This is a genomic window from Paenibacillus sp. FSL K6-1566 (genome assembly GCF_038050475.1).
Taxonomy (GTDB): Bacteria; Bacillota; Bacilli; order Paenibacillales; family Paenibacillaceae; genus Paenibacillus_AQ; species Paenibacillus_AQ lactis.
In genome coordinates, this window is the sequence record NZ_JBBOSR010000001.1 from 5,504,712 (window position 1) to 5,518,268 (window position 13,557).

The 13,557-nt window shown below is 48.7% G+C and carries 22 protein-coding genes and 1 pseudogene; 3 read left to right on the forward strand and 20 right to left on the reverse strand.

What is annotated here, in order from left to right; all coding sequences use genetic code 11:
- Positions 1-50: 50 nt before the first annotated feature.
- The gene (locus NST08_RS24550; protein ID WP_028404800.1) at positions 51-713 is read right to left on the reverse strand and encodes a YheC/YheD family protein; all 663 of its coding nucleotides are present in this window, start codon (positions 711-713) and stop codon (positions 51-53) included.
- 220 nt (positions 714-933) lie between these two features.
- On the opposite strand from NST08_RS24550, the gene NST08_RS24555 reads away from it, so the two are divergent.
- The gene (locus NST08_RS24555) at positions 934-1,143 is read left to right on the forward strand and encodes a hypothetical protein (protein ID WP_028404799.1); all 210 of its coding nucleotides are present in this window, start codon (positions 934-936) and stop codon (positions 1,141-1,143) included.
- 647 nt (positions 1,144-1,790) lie between these two features.
- On the opposite strand, the gene NST08_RS24560 is transcribed toward NST08_RS24555, so the two are convergent.
- The 17 genes and pseudogenes from NST08_RS24560 to NST08_RS24635 form a co-directional block, all read right to left on the reverse strand.
- Positions 1,791-2,003 (reverse strand): hypothetical protein, encoded by a 213-nt coding sequence (locus tag NST08_RS24560; protein ID WP_210094563.1) that lies wholly within the window; start codon positions 2,001-2,003, stop codon positions 1,791-1,793.
- Between the two features lie 190 nt (positions 2,004-2,193).
- Positions 2,194-2,292, reverse strand: a pseudogene (locus NST08_RS24565) (iron-sulfur cluster assembly accessory protein); the annotation flags it as partial.
- Between the two features lie 754 nt (positions 2,293-3,046).
- Positions 3,047-3,346, reverse strand: coding sequence for a phBC6A51 family helix-turn-helix protein (locus NST08_RS24570; RefSeq protein WP_251537985.1), 300 nt, complete (start codon positions 3,344-3,346; stop codon positions 3,047-3,049).
- Between the two features lie 68 nt (positions 3,347-3,414).
- Complete coding sequence (locus NST08_RS24575; RefSeq protein ID WP_341342379.1) at positions 3,415-5,148, reverse strand: phage tail tape measure protein; 1,734 nt, start codon at positions 5,146-5,148, stop codon at positions 3,415-3,417.
- A gap of 283 nt (positions 5,149-5,431) precedes the next feature.
- On the reverse strand, positions 5,432-5,785 hold the full coding sequence (locus NST08_RS24580; RefSeq protein WP_341342380.1) for a hypothetical protein: 354 nt from the start codon (positions 5,783-5,785) through the stop codon (positions 5,432-5,434).
- 68 nt (positions 5,786-5,853) lie between these two features.
- A complete protein-coding gene (locus NST08_RS24585) occupies positions 5,854-6,507 on the reverse strand; it encodes a hypothetical protein (protein WP_341342381.1) in 654 nt (217 codons plus the stop codon).
- 30 nt (positions 6,508-6,537) lie between these two features.
- Positions 6,538-7,236: a hypothetical protein gene (locus NST08_RS24590; RefSeq protein ID WP_341342382.1), complete on the reverse strand. Its 699-nt coding sequence runs from the start codon at positions 7,234-7,236 to the stop codon at positions 6,538-6,540.
- 21 nt (positions 7,237-7,257) lie between these two features.
- Positions 7,258-7,638: a cold shock domain-containing protein gene (locus NST08_RS24595; RefSeq protein ID WP_341342383.1), complete on the reverse strand. Its 381-nt coding sequence runs from the start codon at positions 7,636-7,638 to the stop codon at positions 7,258-7,260.
- A 31-nt stretch (positions 7,639-7,669) separates the two neighbouring features.
- Entirely contained in the window at positions 7,670-8,104 is a 435-nt protein-coding gene (locus tag NST08_RS24600; RefSeq protein ID WP_341342384.1) for a hypothetical protein, read from the reverse strand.
- Positions 8,105-8,408: 304 nt separating this feature from the next.
- Entirely contained in the window at positions 8,409-8,786 is a 378-nt protein-coding gene (locus tag NST08_RS24605) for a hypothetical protein (protein WP_341342385.1), read from the reverse strand.
- A gap of 55 nt (positions 8,787-8,841) precedes the next feature.
- Positions 8,842-9,534 carry a hypothetical protein gene (locus NST08_RS24610; RefSeq protein WP_341342386.1) on the reverse strand — a complete coding sequence of 231 codons (693 nt, stop codon included), beginning with the start codon at positions 9,532-9,534 and terminating at the stop codon, positions 8,842-8,844.
- A gap of 112 nt (positions 9,535-9,646) precedes the next feature.
- Positions 9,647-9,826 (reverse strand): DUF5659 domain-containing protein, encoded by a 180-nt coding sequence (locus NST08_RS29980; protein WP_445933638.1) that lies wholly within the window; start codon positions 9,824-9,826, stop codon positions 9,647-9,649.
- The gene (locus NST08_RS24615) at positions 9,826-10,068 is read right to left on the reverse strand and encodes a helix-turn-helix domain-containing protein (RefSeq protein WP_341342387.1); all 243 of its coding nucleotides are present in this window, start codon (positions 10,066-10,068) and stop codon (positions 9,826-9,828) included. The genes NST08_RS29980 and NST08_RS24615 overlap by 1 nt, the downstream gene beginning before the upstream one ends.
- A 338-nt stretch (positions 10,069-10,406) precedes the next feature.
- Positions 10,407-11,267 (reverse strand): hypothetical protein, encoded by an 861-nt coding sequence (locus NST08_RS24620; protein WP_341342388.1) that lies wholly within the window; start codon positions 11,265-11,267, stop codon positions 10,407-10,409.
- Positions 11,268-11,677: 410 nt separating this feature from the next.
- Complete coding sequence (locus NST08_RS24625) at positions 11,678-12,034, reverse strand: hypothetical protein (protein ID WP_341342389.1); 357 nt, start codon at positions 12,032-12,034, stop codon at positions 11,678-11,680.
- A complete protein-coding gene (locus NST08_RS24630) occupies positions 12,031-12,165 on the reverse strand; it encodes a hypothetical protein (RefSeq protein WP_341342390.1) in 135 nt (44 codons plus the stop codon). Before NST08_RS24630 ends, NST08_RS24625 begins: the two co-directional genes overlap by 4 nt.
- Positions 12,152-12,460: a hypothetical protein gene (locus NST08_RS24635; protein ID WP_341342391.1), complete on the reverse strand. Its 309-nt coding sequence runs from the start codon at positions 12,458-12,460 to the stop codon at positions 12,152-12,154. Before NST08_RS24635 ends, NST08_RS24630 begins: the two co-directional genes overlap by 14 nt.
- A gap of 114 nt (positions 12,461-12,574) precedes the next feature.
- On the opposite strand from NST08_RS24635, the gene NST08_RS24640 reads away from it, so the two are divergent.
- Positions 12,575-12,799 (forward strand): helix-turn-helix domain-containing protein, encoded by a 225-nt coding sequence (locus NST08_RS24640; protein ID WP_341342392.1) that lies wholly within the window; start codon positions 12,575-12,577, stop codon positions 12,797-12,799.
- Entirely contained in the window at positions 12,796-13,014 is a 219-nt protein-coding gene (locus NST08_RS24645) for a hypothetical protein (protein WP_341342393.1), read from the forward strand. Before NST08_RS24640 ends, NST08_RS24645 begins: the two co-directional genes overlap by 4 nt.
- A 22-nt stretch (positions 13,015-13,036) precedes the next feature.
- On the opposite strand, the gene NST08_RS24650 is transcribed toward NST08_RS24645, so the two are convergent.
- On the reverse strand, positions 13,037-13,267 hold the full coding sequence (locus NST08_RS24650; protein WP_341342394.1) for a hypothetical protein: 231 nt from the start codon (positions 13,265-13,267) through the stop codon (positions 13,037-13,039).
- A 42-nt stretch (positions 13,268-13,309) separates the two neighbouring features.
- Positions 13,310-13,522 (reverse strand): hypothetical protein, encoded by a 213-nt coding sequence (locus NST08_RS24655; RefSeq protein ID WP_341342395.1) that lies wholly within the window; start codon positions 13,520-13,522, stop codon positions 13,310-13,312.
- Positions 13,523-13,557: the final 35 nt, after the last annotated feature.

Here is a 13,557-nt window from a genome sequence, read left to right on the forward strand (position 1 = left end):
CCCTATGAATAATTCGTATAAACGATATAATATGGAAAATTTCGTATTTATTAGGCCGGTCTTGTATTCACTTCAAGAATCCAAATCTTCCCTTCATGATCGAGCCCGTAATCGAAGCCAAGCTCACCGATCCCCGGAAATCTTGCTTCCAGAATGGCGATGCACTGCCGGGTCAGATGGCGCATTTCATTCCGCTTCTCCCAAGCATTGATGTGCGGCAGGGATAAACGAAGCGCATGACGCAGCCGGAGCAGTGATCCACCCTTGCAAATATTCGTGACAAACAGCCCCGGACTTGCAAGTCTCCCCAGCATCGCGCGGAATTCCCATCTGCCCCTTTCCTTGACCACTTTAACCCGATAATCCAGCGGACGGCCTTGAATACTGGCCAGATGAATGCCTTGTTGGATGATGTAGCGTCGTCTGAGCCTCATTCTGGACAACACATACTGCATAGATTGTTGTGTATTTACATGAACGGAACGCCTCTTATGGGTGATCAAGTAACCCGTTCCGTCTTGCAGTACCCGGATCACGCCGTTGCCTCCAGTTCCTACGATCGGCTTAATCACAACCATGCCGTGCTCATCCAGCATTGAGACCAGAGTATCCGCTGCATACGGCATCGTAGCCGGAATGTAGGGAGCAACTTGCGGATCCGTCAGCAGCGCCTCCGTTTTGAGCCACTTGCTGGCCAGCTGTCTTCCCGCCATGCTGCTTTCGCCTCCTTTTATCATGACATACGTTATCGTATTCGATCCGCCATGTATCCTCTTGGATGATTGTCCGTGACGGTATGCCTAATAATTTGGCATTATCGTGTCGTCTGTACCGGTACGCTTTCCAAATGCTGTGTTCTGTCGTATAGTAAAACCATCAGGATGTCCATAACTAATAACACATAGGGATTTTAGATCAAGGAGGATTTTCATTTTGGCTGGCTTGTTTGAAGTGTTGTACTGGATTGCCATGATTGGCATGTCGCTTGCCCTTGCAGCGGTCACGGTTGTTATCTTCGTGCTGGGCTTCAGGTTCATCAAGGATAAGCGCCGAGGCCTGGGAGCCGGCTGTATCGTCTTCTCGCTGGTCGCAGCGGCGATGGTTGTGCTGATGCTGAACGATACGTTCTTTTTTCCGGCTTGAGCGGGCAATATAAGAAAAACGTCTATCGTCGTACATTCAAAGATGACAGACCTCGTTTAGCGGTAGTTTTTCATCGCGATATCAGGAAGCTGACTCCGCGAAGTTTATACTTTTCTGCTATCTAAAAAAATGCAGCTTTTTCTTCGTCGATGAAGAAAAGCTGCATTTTTTATGGGCCATCGAAGGAATACGGTTTCTACAATAGAGCCTCCCCGTTTAGTTTCCTACCGATATAAAGGCCGAAAGAAAGTGAAATAATATTAATTACTATTGACATAATTACATAGTTCATTTCAAATACAAAAAAATGGTAATATTTCTGCTACCATATAAAAAATACTTTCGTATCTTGAATATAGCGGCCGTATTAATTGAAAGGAAGCAAGTGGTAGTACTAGTTGAACTAGAATTACTAGAACAACAATTTTGATAAAATTAAGTATTGTGACTCGCTTCTCCTTAACTCCAATCAAGAAAGGTGCAAAGAAGGATGCGAATATTCCTTGAATTACAATATTAAATTTGTGACTCACAATTTGATCAAGAATATTCTGAATGATTAAACCATTAATAAAAAAACAGATCCCAAACATTGAGAAAATAATGAAGGCATATTGCAATGAAGAAAATCTAATTTTTTTCACCACCTACTTACTATGTTCATATTTCCAGAAAAGACCTAGAGGTAGCTGGTCCCCATTTTCAGTGTCCATCACTAAAATTTCAGGGTTATTTTCCAGAAGATCTTTTAATTCTTTTGCACTTGCTGAACCATAGATTTCAGTATAACCATTAAAATCGCATTCACCCATATAATAAATAATTATCCATTTACTGTACAAAGGAGTTTTCAGAGACATTAAAAACGACCTCCATATCGGTTTATTCACCGTCATGAAGGTCGTGATCCACAATCCCAAAACGCTAATATAGGGTTGTTTTCATTCCTTGTCTCGATTGAGGACTGCGTTTTTCAGGTACAATCCGCAACCATGGCGCCATTGCTTTCGCATGGCCACATTCGACACCATTAATGGCGTAACTCCGGTTTTAGCAAGGCTCAGCGCTTGGCTTACCCGCATCTTCCCTCGTGCGGAAGGACGAGCCGCAGCCGCAAGTGACGGTAGCGTTCGGATTATGGATGGTGAATCTGGCGCGTGGCTTACGCTCGGATAAAACCGCGTCAGATCAACGTTTTTTGCGAATGAACGGGATTGATAATCCCCGAATGTACTTGTTAATTACGCGCCTCTATAGCGCATGATATCGTTGATCGGATTATACCCTAACGGAAGTGGTCTGCGCAAGACTAACGTTTTTCTACTATAATATAGATATAGCGTTGTTTAATTTACATATTTTACCTACGAGTTCAAATTGGTGCTTAGATTTTGCGAGTGCCTGTTGACGGGCCTTCGAGGGGGTGCCTTGGGGGTCGTCACTTCACCGCACTAAAGCGTTATTCATTCGTATGCAATCGAGCAGGATTGGTGATGTGTAATCCGCAATCCATCCGATAGCCTGCGAACCCGCACCACTACGCCATTCTTCCGTAATCACCGGAATATCCCGTTATGCATCGTTTATGCATCCGCTATAAACCGCGCCGTTATGCGGTTCACTTTATCGCGGTAAATAATCGTAATCCATACGTTATGCATTCGTTTATGCAGCGCTAACCCCCCGAGTTTAGGCGCGTCCGTCCGGTCCGAGGCGTTTTGTTGCCGAAAAGTTTCCGGAGGCCATACGCCAGGCCCCCCGTGTTCAAAAATCCGCCTTAATGCGCAATAATGGGACGCGATATAATCCGGCCATATTTCCGTTAACCCTGCGCCGCATCCACGTTTACCGCGGGTTTCCGCCCCGATCTGCCGAATATGTCCGAAATTTACATCGCCGGACTCTACGGTATTAAATCCATCACGCGGAACACTTCCTCGAGGTCCCTTGCATCGGTTATACGTGCGTTAAACTTTCGTTTCATTCTGCGTCGATATTCGTCGGCCTTCCGCTGTTGTACCTTACGCAACTCCCTCTCGAAGTCCTTGCGCAATCGCCACCGGAACAACGTACGTCTATTTACTCCACAAGCCTGCGCTATGTCTTCGAGATTCTGCGACGGAACAGCCGTCAATAGTTCGATAGCCAGACGGTGCCGATCGTCCAGCGGCGGCCGTGCTCGTTTCTTCCTACGTTTAGCCATTCGTATTAACCTCCGTAAACAAAAATAAGCGGAACCACAGCGCTAGGCCATGATTCCGCAAGTTTTAATTATTGCGCCAGCAAGCGCGCAAGTCCTCCCGCAATCTTTTCGATATCGGCCTCCTCGCGCACAGTCAGACCGCCGTATACGTTGACAGTTACGCCACCACTGCCTCCGTAGTTAGCGCCGCCTTCTCCGCGCCAACGTTTCGCCTCCTCGCGAGTCAGTACCGCCTCACCCGCGTGGAGACGCGCCGGAAAATTATTATACGGGACATTACGGAGGCCTCCATTGAACCCAAGACCATCCTTAAGCGAGTCCCATAATCCCCGCTTAACCGGTGCCTGCATGACGGCCGGACCACCGAACATTGGCTTATTATCGTCCGCATCCTCCATCGCTTGGTTAAACTCGATAAGACGTTTCGTCTTCGCGGAGTTTCCGCCTGGAACGAGATCGAGCAGCCCCTCCGGAAGCTGAAACTGCTGCATGATCCCCTGGCGTATGCCGTCCGCGATTTGAACGCCTAATTTAACTGCCGCGTCAAAGAGCGGTTCAGAATTTCCTAATACCGTGCCGATTAGGTTTGTAATCTTGGTCGCGGCTTCTGTGACACGTTCTGCGCCGCCAGCGTTCCACCACCGATTGAATAGCTCGCCAAATTGATCGAATGTAAACTCGATCTTTTGCTCGAGCGTTGTCAGCCGCTGAAACTCGGGATTGTTTGTGAAGTTATCCTGTATAAACTTCTTTGCTTTATCGACCATCGCCTGAACTCCGGCCACGATTTGCGGCGTGTATTGCTCGACGAAATCAGCAGCAGAATTAGCGAGATCCTTAACGATCGGCAGTAACGGCATCATTCCCGCAATTTGCAACGTTTCAACCGCACCTTTAAACTGCTCGACGGCGCCGGACGCATTATCCATCTTCTTACGCGCAACGTCGAGAGCGGTCACCTTGGACATTTCCTCCCTGAACTTTTCGACGCCCTCTGCGCCTTCTTTATAAAGAATGGTCGCAGCTCTTACCGCATCCGTACCGAACATTAGTTTAAGGGCGTGTTGTCGTTCTTGATTCGTCAACTTCGCCATAGACTTGCGCAAAGTTCCAGCGATCTCATTAAGCGATTTAATGTTGCCCGCCGCATCGAAGAACTGATTCGAGCCGTCTGCTGTTACGAGTCCAAGAGCCTTGAACAGTTCGATTTGCTCTTTTGTAACAGGCTGCAACGTTTGGAGCATCGTTTTCAGGGATGTACCTGCGTCAGAACCTTTCAGCCCGCGGTTAGCGAATATCCCTAACGCAACGTTCGTGTCTTCAAAGTTCATACCCAGGCCGGCGGCAACGGCGGAAGTCATCGAAAGGGAATACCGCAGTTCCTCAACTGACGTAGCAGACGCGTTAGCAGTTCCGGCAAGGATATTAGCCGCCTGTGCAGCGGACATTCCGTCTTCCTGGAACGCATTTAACGCGGTGGACATGATTTCCGCAGCGTCTGCTAACTCCAAACTCCCGGCTGTGGCGAGATTAAGGGCGGCATTGAGAGCGCCAGCTTCAACAGCGGCAGGCGTAATTCCCGCCTTTAGAAGTTCCTCGATCCCTTGCGCCGCTTGCAATGCGTTATATTTTGTTTGGGCGCCTTGCTGTAGCGCCAGCGTCTGCATCCGCTGTATCTGCGCATCCGAAGCGCCTGTTAGCGCCTGTATAGACGACATCTGAGCCTCGAAGTCCATCGCCTTGTTTAAGGAGCTATAACCGACATAACCGGCCGCACCGATAGCAGCTATGCCGCCGTACAATGCGCCTCTCCCGATTCCGCGACTCAGACTACCGAAAACACTTTTAGCTTTATTGCCGAGGTGTCCCACCGCTTTCGACGCACTACGAGCCGCACGCTCAACCCCGTAAATCTCCCGCGAGACTTGTTCGGAACTCGAAGCAACCGCTCGGCTGGCTCGCTCTGTTAATCGATTGGCGTCCTCGAAACTTTCCATTGCTCGCCTTGCATCCTTCGTGGCCCGTGTTACCTTATCAAACGCCCTACTTGCGCCGTCATCCTGGATCTTAATGCGGCCAATGAGATCAAACGCCATCTTCCGGCACCGTCCTTTCGATGAGTCGGCGCAGCACCCGTTGCTGTCGTTCTAACGCCCTCTTATATTCCCGTAACTTGCGTCTGAACTGGCGCGTATCCTCCGCCATCTCATCCATCTCCGCCGATAATTCCGCTATTCTCCGCATATGATTGCCGAGCGCGTGAAAGTCCGGATCCTCTGAGCGTTGAAATACCGCCGCAGTCCGGATCCACTGAGCATGTGCTCCCGGGAATATCGTGCTGAACCGCTGTCGGCCTGGCCGTTTCCACTCCATGATTTGACCGAAAAGCCTGGCGGACGGCCCAAGCGCTTTCAACGCTTCTATTTCTTTTTCGAGCAATTTACTTCACCTCCGTTTAAAATGAAGAGCCCGCCATTTGGCGAGCCCTTTGGTATCGATCGTTATATTTAGTTCGTAATTTCGCGGCCATCTGCTACGCTCGTCGGCTCGATTCGTCCGTACTTATATGCGCGGATAATCTCTGACTCGGATACACCGTGTAACTGACGGCCGCCGCGATAAAATGGCGTCAGCTCCGTAAAGTTCGGACTCTCCAATCGGTTGGCACGCGCTGGGTTTGTCTCGTTGACGGCAGTACGGTAGATCTCATAGGCCTCTGTCCGCAGTGTATGAAGGTCTACCAGCGCTGCCAGATACGCATGTTTAGCGTCTTCAATCGCTTTAAGCTTAGTGTCTCTCTGTTCGTTAAAGTAGCGCACGGCCTCATCACGACCGATATTTATTGCTTCATCCGCTAACTTTCCGAGCTGCGCCGAATGAGCTGAGCGAGCCGCCTGCAGGCGTTCTTGTGCCGCAACAATATCGCCCTCAAGCTCCTTAACCTTGCGAGCATACTGCGCTTCGGCTTCGATTTTATCTGCGGTCGGATTGGCGATCGTTGCTTGCGTAGCGCTAGCTAAATCGGCCTTAGTTTTTCTCAAGTCTGCGTCTAATTTATCTAGTACGTCTCGGTGCGATTGGATTAGCGTCTCATGTTTTGTGCTTTCAGTTGTGTATGCGTTAACTGCCGTCCGGACAGCTGTAGGTAATTTAATTGTCATAGGTTTCTCTCCCCCGTTATTTATTCTTGGTCACTCTCCGTGACTACGTAAAAACCCCTCGTGATTCGCGATAACTTCTCTTGCAGTATCACCAAGAGCGGATTCCGAGCCTAGTGTTACCATGGAGTTAATAGGCTTCATCGTGCGCAAAGACTCGATTTCCTCTAGCGCCTTCTTTGCAAGCGCACGACTATCGGTCTCGGCCTTCGCCTTTACGCCCTCATAAACGGTACGCAGCCGCATTTGATCCCCGACATGTTTCCGAAGTTCAACGCCTGTTGTTGCAAAGTCATCGGCCAACTGTTTCGCTAGGTATGGATCCTTAACGCCGGCCATAAAATCGAGCATCTTAGCGGCCGCTTGTGCGCTCCCGAATACGACTAACTCCGTTTTGAGTTGACCGTATTTCTCGTTAAAGTCGCGGAGTACTTCTTCGTCAGGCTTCGCGTTTGGTTGCGTTAAGGCAGCGCGAGCAATCTTTTCGGCTGCAGCAAGTTCGGCGTCAATCTGTTTTTTGTTTTCTCGCATGATCTTCGCCAGTTCGACGCCTGCGCGTGCTTGGGCCTCGCGTTGTTTTTGGGCAATACCGATGGCTGATAACGCCGGGTCCCTCTGAATTTCGGCCATTTCTTGTTTGACTCGAGTGTAGATATCCTTCGCCGCAACTAGCGATTCCTGCCCGTAAATAATCTCTTTAACCTTTGCGATGTGTTCAGCGTGTTTTGTCATTTTCATATCCCCTTTTTTGGTTTAAATTGTTTGTACATTAATAGCAGTGGTCTTACCGCTGCGGATGTTTTGCTTCAAATCAAATCTGACGCGGGTACCTCGCTTTAACCCTTCGGCATTTGGACTATCACTAATGTGAAAGAATATTTCCCTTTCATCGTGGTCAGGCGAGATGAATCCGAAGCCTCGCGCTTTAATTGGAGCCGCAATAGTTCCGGTAAACTCGCCGCCTGTTGGTGTGCCTTCGACGGCCTTGCCGATGGCTTTTCCCATCTCATTTGCCTTACGGTTAGGCTTCGGCGGCGCAACCGGTGACTTAATGCCCGTGTAAACGATCCTCGAATAAACCCCCGCCATTTCCTCTTCATCTAGTCCGTTCCACATTCTTCCCTCGATAAACATTCGTTCTACCTCCGTATATGTTTTTTGGTTACTACCATCGGCGCGAATCTACGTATGAAGTTCTCGGAGACCGCCTCGCCGTAATAAATCTCGTACTCATTTCCGGATCCGTCTCGCAATGTGACGAGTCTGCGGTGATATCTAACTGGCGCGATTGATATGACCCGAATTTGCTTAGCCACGCACTACCGCCTCCCTCGTACATATCGATCGCGTCAATTATCCCGCCGCGGATCTCCGCCTGGCCCACGCCGTAAATCTTTTTCGGAGATGATCGCTTGCAAAACTCTATCGAAATTTTCTCGATCAGCTTGCACTTCTTAACGTCATCCATCGCGACCCAGGTATCGATAACTATCACGCTGCCGACAAACTCGATAAGAGCCTCGTAAAGCTCCGGAACCTCATCCGCAGGAAATTGTCCGAACTTAATCGGCCAGCGTGCGCCATAATCTACGCTAATCATTTCGCCTTTCGCCTCCGCTCATTTAGTACAACCAACCGTAGATACCGACAATCTGCGGCCGGCTCTCGGAAACATTTGCAACGCGGATCTGATTCCGACTGCAGCGCGTCCATGAGTGTGCATGTGCGATCTGGCCTATAAAACTCGCACCAGGTTGAAGCTGCGCTCTGATACTCGGTCATGTCCCGCCTCCCTTCCTCACGTTTTTGAAGCCGTATTTCAGCTTTCCGGTATAAACACCCTATCTCTTAAAACAAGAGCCCGAGAACCTGCATTACTACGCGGTTTATTAGGCCCTAAAACGCTAGACTTTGGCCGCCCAATAACGCCGCCTTGCCCGTTCGGCTGCGCCTTGCTTTCGTCTGATCTCGCGACACTCTCCGCAATATTTCATTCGGTTTGACGTCTTAACGATCGGCGTTGAACAGCGTTCGCATGTGGCCGTATTCTCTTCGCGGTTGAAGTAACGCGATTCTAGCGCAGGATCAATCGGAAGCACTGAGCGTTCAAATTCCAGGCACCGCATATCACCGGCCTCAATGAACGGCAGCGCCTGCGGATCTGTGCGGAACCATTGGCAACGCGGTTGTCCGTTAGGTTCGTATCGGCATCCGTCGGTACCGGTGAAGGCTGCGCAGTGATTGCGGGCGAGTGATTGGATTCTCTTAAGGTTGTTATTCATTCGTACGCTCCTTTTTGGGCATAAAAATAGCGCTCGGCGTGTGTGCCTGCGCTTTTCAATCTTCGTAATATTTTCTTAGTTTATCTGCCATTCGTTGTTTGACTCGCGATGCCTGTTTCCGGTCACGAACCCCGAGTGCGTCCGCCATTTCTTGTAACGTCGCATCTGGATCGGCTTTAAGGAACTCGAATAACTGGCGTTCCTGTTCGGTTAATGACGTGTCCGTCTCCATTTCCGCGATGATAAGTCTCGGTAAGACGATATCTTCGGTGGTATGCGGTGCCGCAATCTTTGCGACCTTCTTAGACGCGGATTCATCGTCAATTGATAATGCAAGATGGTTAATTCGATTCTTCTTTGTCAATGCATTCCGCACCAGATCCCGGCCGGCGTTTTTAATCGCTGTGCCAAGCAAATCAAAGAATGTACCTCTTTGTCCATCATACTTTAGAGCGGCTTTCACCACGGTATAGCGAAAGTGACTTTCGAAATCATCCTCGTACAAACGGTACTTCCTGCAGGAACGCGCCCACTTTTCAGCCTCGCGCCTAACGAATGCATCGGTCTGTGCTGATAGAGCATCAAATCCGTAATGGTATGGCTTTTCGTCTTCCTTATCGACTCTATCATAGACCTCCGTAATATACTCAGCCCAAGCTGCGTCTACTTGTTTGCGTCGCTTGTTAAAAAATTGCTGTCTCTCTAATTGCTCGATTGCCTCTCGGCCTTTTCTTTGAATAGTGGACATTTGAACGTCCTTTCGAAAATTATTTTATTTTTTTTTCGATTTATCTGCCACAAACACATATAAAATTACGTTATTAATACGTAAACACTTCCGAGGGTCCCTACCCTCCGTACTATATCGTATTCCTTGGTTGATACCGTTCCATGTCAGTACGTAATGTAGGTGTATCAGCGAAGATAAATATGTTGAAGCCCGGTTGCCGCTTGTTATCGCAGATCTTGATTAGTTTGTGACCGCTATAAATTAACCAGCCGGCCATTCGTTGCGAGTGAATCGCCTTTTCGTTTGTCATTATGACACCCCTTTCGTTATAACCGTCGTTTCTTCATATATAGCGAGAACCCGCGCCAGCTTTTCCGGTGTCAGCTCAAACTCGCGAATAAGCCCGTGCTTGATTCGGTCGGATAGGCTGCGTTTGCCGCGCTCAATCTGATTAATGAACGCGTCTGAGACGCCACACATTGCGCCTATTTCCGCCTGGGACAACCGGTAGACCTTGCGTAGCTTGAACATTGTATCCGCTGTGATCGTCATAATATTGCGCCTCCTTCTTCCGTTAGATTTTCCTAACTTAAACTCAAAATAAAAATGCCGCCTTCACACGTCAGGGATGCGACGCGGTGGCAGACTGGCTTAAACTTCCCTCACTGTATATAGTCATGAGATTGCGGAGAATGCATGTATCTCTTCAAAATAAGAGACCAACTGGTCGTATAAAAAACAGGTACCTGCAGGAGAAATTTTACTCCCTATACTTTCAAGGTCGGTAAATCGCGTAGAAGGTAACTACCTTCCCCTTATTGCCCGTAAAATCAAAGGAAAGTCCACGTTCTCCCGTCCTTTCTCTTTCCCTATAAACTCGAAACAATACGTCAAAGTTTAACACTTATTCGTCCTATGGCACGGCTCAAGCTCGCCTCATGCATCCCGAGTTTCTCCGCGATGTGCCGATTGATGATCCGATATCCTCCCTTGATATCAACCGCATAAGCCTCGATTCTACCTTCCTCGTAGTCCTTTTTGATGATTTCGCTGATTCTATGGATGAGTTGCCGTTGCCGTCCGCTCAATCTACCGATATCAATAGACGCGCTGCCAAAAATCGCGTAGATCGGTCCATAGTACTTCGGCTCGACGTACCTACTTTGCCCGTCCCTCCGAACCCGACGCATCCCCTCGAATTGAGTGCGGAGGTAAGCCGTCCGAGTCGCTCGGTTTATGTAACGGACAATCTCACGCTCCGATCGATTCGCATCAACGCGCTCTAAAGCATATTTAAGCGCCGCCTCCAGTTCCGGCCAATTCTCTTCGATAATCTCGTTTGTGAGCATGTGCCATATCGTAGGCCGTGCGCCAATTATCCTCTCGTACGCGTGTCTTAGATCGACGAACGTCGGAAGGTAGCTTGCGAGATACTTCTCATGTTCCTGAAAGTTTTCGACGGTAAGCTCGATCCCGGTCCAGCCTTTAATTGCGGCGGCAAACTCTCCGAAAATATACTCCGGAGAATCACGACGAGAATGAAGCCCGTGTTCGGACAACGTGTATTTAATCGTAGCCAGACGCCCGCGCAAAAGACGCAGGCAACGGAATGCGACGTACATTTCCGGTTTATCGAACGTCAGACCTGTCGGCGAGTGAAGGTAATCGTAATTCATAGCCTCGCGGATCATCTTTATCGCGTCTGTATCTCCTGATTCCTGGTAACGTTTAATTGCCTCTATAAAAGACATTAGATAACCCCCTCAAGTTGTTACATCTAACATAAACTACCTACCGTGATTTGTTAACTAATGAAATTTTAAAATTTTCACAAGAAAAGTGGAACGCACGTTCGTTTGTTGCGTATTATTAAATAACAAAAGCGGACAAGGTTGCCGCCTCATCAGCAATTGCCTCGCCGGTCAGCCTGCTACCAGCGATACCGCGATACTTTCCGGGAGAGTTTGGCGCCTCTCATATCGCGTTGTAATCGACGGTCTGATAACGTTTGGCGCCGTCTCAGACGATTAAACCTTCGGAACAACGGTGTTCGCGCACCTTGTCCGATCTCTGAACGTGTGGCCGCATTTGCAGCTACGACCGAAAGCTGATAATACCGGTTGCCGCCGGCATGTACCGAACCCCTCTCCGCTCATACGCGTTAGTTGTTAGCGCAACTGACACGTGCATCATCGAGGGGCGTAGTCATAGCGAAAATTCTACGTCGAACGCCGCTATCCAGGACGTCACGAACGAGGAAATCAAGACCGGACATGCTCAATAGTTTGTCGCGGATCCCTGGTATATCATCCGGCCCCTTGTCTTGCGATACAACAATCGGAGGAGCATCGGTAGTCCATACATAATAGTCGTCTTGCGGCGTGATTCTAGCGACCCAGATAAATCCCTCAAGATGGTACGCGGCTGTCAACGGCTCAGTATGTATCACCTGCGCCTCGACCCATTCGGATTCAGACGGCGTGTAAATCAGCAGTAACGGCACGCGATCGAGAATCATGCGAGTACCTCCAGAATCACCATTGCGATAAACCAGGCCAGGCCGCGAATCAAATTTCGTTGGGTTCTGCGGCTTATCCGACGAGTGGCCGTACGATGCGAGCGCGAAAGTCCGTTGTTAACCGTTGTCATGATATAACCCTCCCGTGAAGAAGCCGAGCCTGTAGAGTTGAATGTCCGTTACCTCGACGCAGCCGGCCGTATAGCCTTCCAATATACTCGCGCAGACATTCGGTAAAACTGACGCAAGAACACGGACGTGAACGTCGATTTCCTGGCGGGAACTGCCTTCCGGTTTCCATACGAGGATAAATCGTTCGTCGCGTCGGGAATAGCGGTAGCCGATCGGATAAAGGTCGGGAGTGACGGTAATTTCGAGTGGCTCTGCGTTCAGGCCGCGGTAGACTTCGATTGTTGTATGAGTCATAAAAATTAAACCTCCTGATCATAATTATTGTACGCTTATGCGTACGTCATTTGTTCCGATTATACTGTACGCTTATAAGTACAGTCAACCCTTATTTTGGAGGTTTTTAAATTTATGTATAAAGTAAAAGTGGTCCTTAAAGAAACATTACGGGAACGCGGGATGTCAATAAACGAACTATCGTTGAAATCAGATGTACGGCGGGCGGCATTATCGGAGCTTGCTGGAGGGAAAAGAGAGAACATCAACTTTGAACATCTCGCTAAGATTGCGGAAGCATTGAATATATCCGATATTAACAAGATAATCACTTTAGTGAAGGTTGAGGAAAGCGAATGAATACGTGTGACTTATCGCAAGACGTCCATTTCTTCGCGGCCGCCCTATCTCAAACGCTCATATCTGTGTGGGACGAAGATCCGGCCGGTGAATATGTCGAAGTCGAACGCGGATATATCGATCGGTATACGGCCGATTACGTGCGCATCCGGAACGCTGAGACCGGCTGCAGGACGTATTTCTCGCGGGATACTGCGATGTTTAAGCGAATGTAAACGAAGAAAGACCGCTAACCCATTATTGGGCGCGGTCTTTTGTTTGCGCTGGGCGGCTTCTTCTTAATCGGAATGATCGCCTTTTATCAAATTTAGGATTACGCGCTTTGCGAACTAGTGTCTTTTTCTTACGCGGCAGAGGACTGAGAAGTATTTCAACTGCTGATCGCGTCTCCTGTTTCCCTGGCTCAAACTTCTTACGGAATGGTTCGAGATTTTCCCGAATAGTATCTTCAAGTGATTTTCTTGCCATCTAACATCTCTCCTTTTGTGCAAAGTGAGTTCGTTCTTGATTTCATACTTTGTCTTTTTCTTGCATATTAAAAACGGAAGGATAAGCAACCTCTTCTTTATATATTTCTTGGATAGCATTAAACGCATCCTCTTTTGTTTTTCCGCCATACCCTATGTTTTGAATATGGGCAAATATCCTTGCTAGTGTTTTTCTAGCGTGACTCTCTGGCATAGCTTTAACTATATCCACCATTTCCTGTGTCATTTTATCCATTAAGTTCGCTCCCCTGATTAACTTGTCCGCAGTCA

Excerpts from the sequence above, each read along its gene's own strand:
- NST08_RS24615 (WP_341342387.1), bottom strand. The coding sequence starts at position 10,068 with ATGACGATCACAGCGGATACAATGTTCAAGCTACGCAAGGTCTACCGG.
- NST08_RS24620 (WP_341342388.1), bottom strand. The coding sequence starts at position 11,267 with ATGTCTTTTATAGAGGCAATTAAACGTTACCAGGAATCAGGAGATACA.
- NST08_RS24610 (WP_341342386.1), bottom strand. The coding sequence starts at position 9,534 with ATGTCCACTATTCAAAGAAAAGGCCGAGAGGCAATCGAGCAATTAGAG.
- NST08_RS24585 (WP_341342381.1), bottom strand. The coding sequence starts at position 6,507 with ATGACAATTAAATTACCTACAGCTGTCCGGACGGCAGTTAACGCATAC.
- NST08_RS24550 (WP_028404800.1), bottom strand. The coding sequence starts at position 713 with ATGGCGGGAAGACAGCTGGCCAGCAAGTGGCTCAAAACGGAGGCGCTG.
- NST08_RS24635 (WP_341342391.1), bottom strand. The coding sequence starts at position 12,460 with ATGACTCATACAACAATCGAAGTCTACCGCGGCCTGAACGCAGAGCCA.
- NST08_RS24605 (WP_341342385.1), bottom strand. The coding sequence starts at position 8,786 with ATGAATAACAACCTTAAGAGAATCCAATCACTCGCCCGCAATCACTGC.
- NST08_RS24600 (WP_341342384.1), bottom strand. The coding sequence starts at position 8,104 with ATGATTAGCGTAGATTATGGCGCACGCTGGCCGATTAAGTTCGGACAA.
- NST08_RS24650 (WP_341342394.1), bottom strand. The coding sequence starts at position 13,267 with ATGGCAAGAAAATCACTTGAAGATACTATTCGGGAAAATCTCGAACCA.
- NST08_RS24630 (WP_341342390.1), bottom strand. The coding sequence starts at position 12,165 with ATGACAACGGTTAACAACGGACTTTCGCGCTCGCATCGTACGGCCACT.
- NST08_RS24560 (WP_210094563.1), bottom strand. The coding sequence starts at position 2,003 with ATGTCTCTGAAAACTCCTTTGTACAGTAAATGGATAATTATTTATTAT.
- NST08_RS24625 (WP_341342389.1), bottom strand. The coding sequence starts at position 12,034 with ATGATTCTCGATCGCGTGCCGTTACTGCTGATTTACACGCCGTCTGAA.
- NST08_RS24595 (WP_341342383.1), bottom strand. The coding sequence starts at position 7,638 with ATGTTTATCGAGGGAAGAATGTGGAACGGACTAGATGAAGAGGAAATG.
- NST08_RS29980 (WP_445933638.1), bottom strand. The coding sequence starts at position 9,826 with ATGACAAACGAAAAGGCGATTCACTCGCAACGAATGGCCGGCTGGTTA.
- NST08_RS24640 (WP_341342392.1), top strand. The coding sequence starts at position 12,575 with ATGTATAAAGTAAAAGTGGTCCTTAAAGAAACATTACGGGAACGCGGG.
- NST08_RS24590 (WP_341342382.1), bottom strand. The coding sequence starts at position 7,236 with ATGACAAAACACGCTGAACACATCGCAAAGGTTAAAGAGATTATTTAC.
- NST08_RS24570 (WP_251537985.1), bottom strand. The coding sequence starts at position 3,346 with ATGGCTAAACGTAGGAAGAAACGAGCACGGCCGCCGCTGGACGATCGG.
- NST08_RS24655 (WP_341342395.1), bottom strand. The coding sequence starts at position 13,522 with ATGGATAAAATGACACAGGAAATGGTGGATATAGTTAAAGCTATGCCA.
- NST08_RS24645 (WP_341342393.1), top strand. The coding sequence starts at position 12,796 with ATGAATACGTGTGACTTATCGCAAGACGTCCATTTCTTCGCGGCCGCC.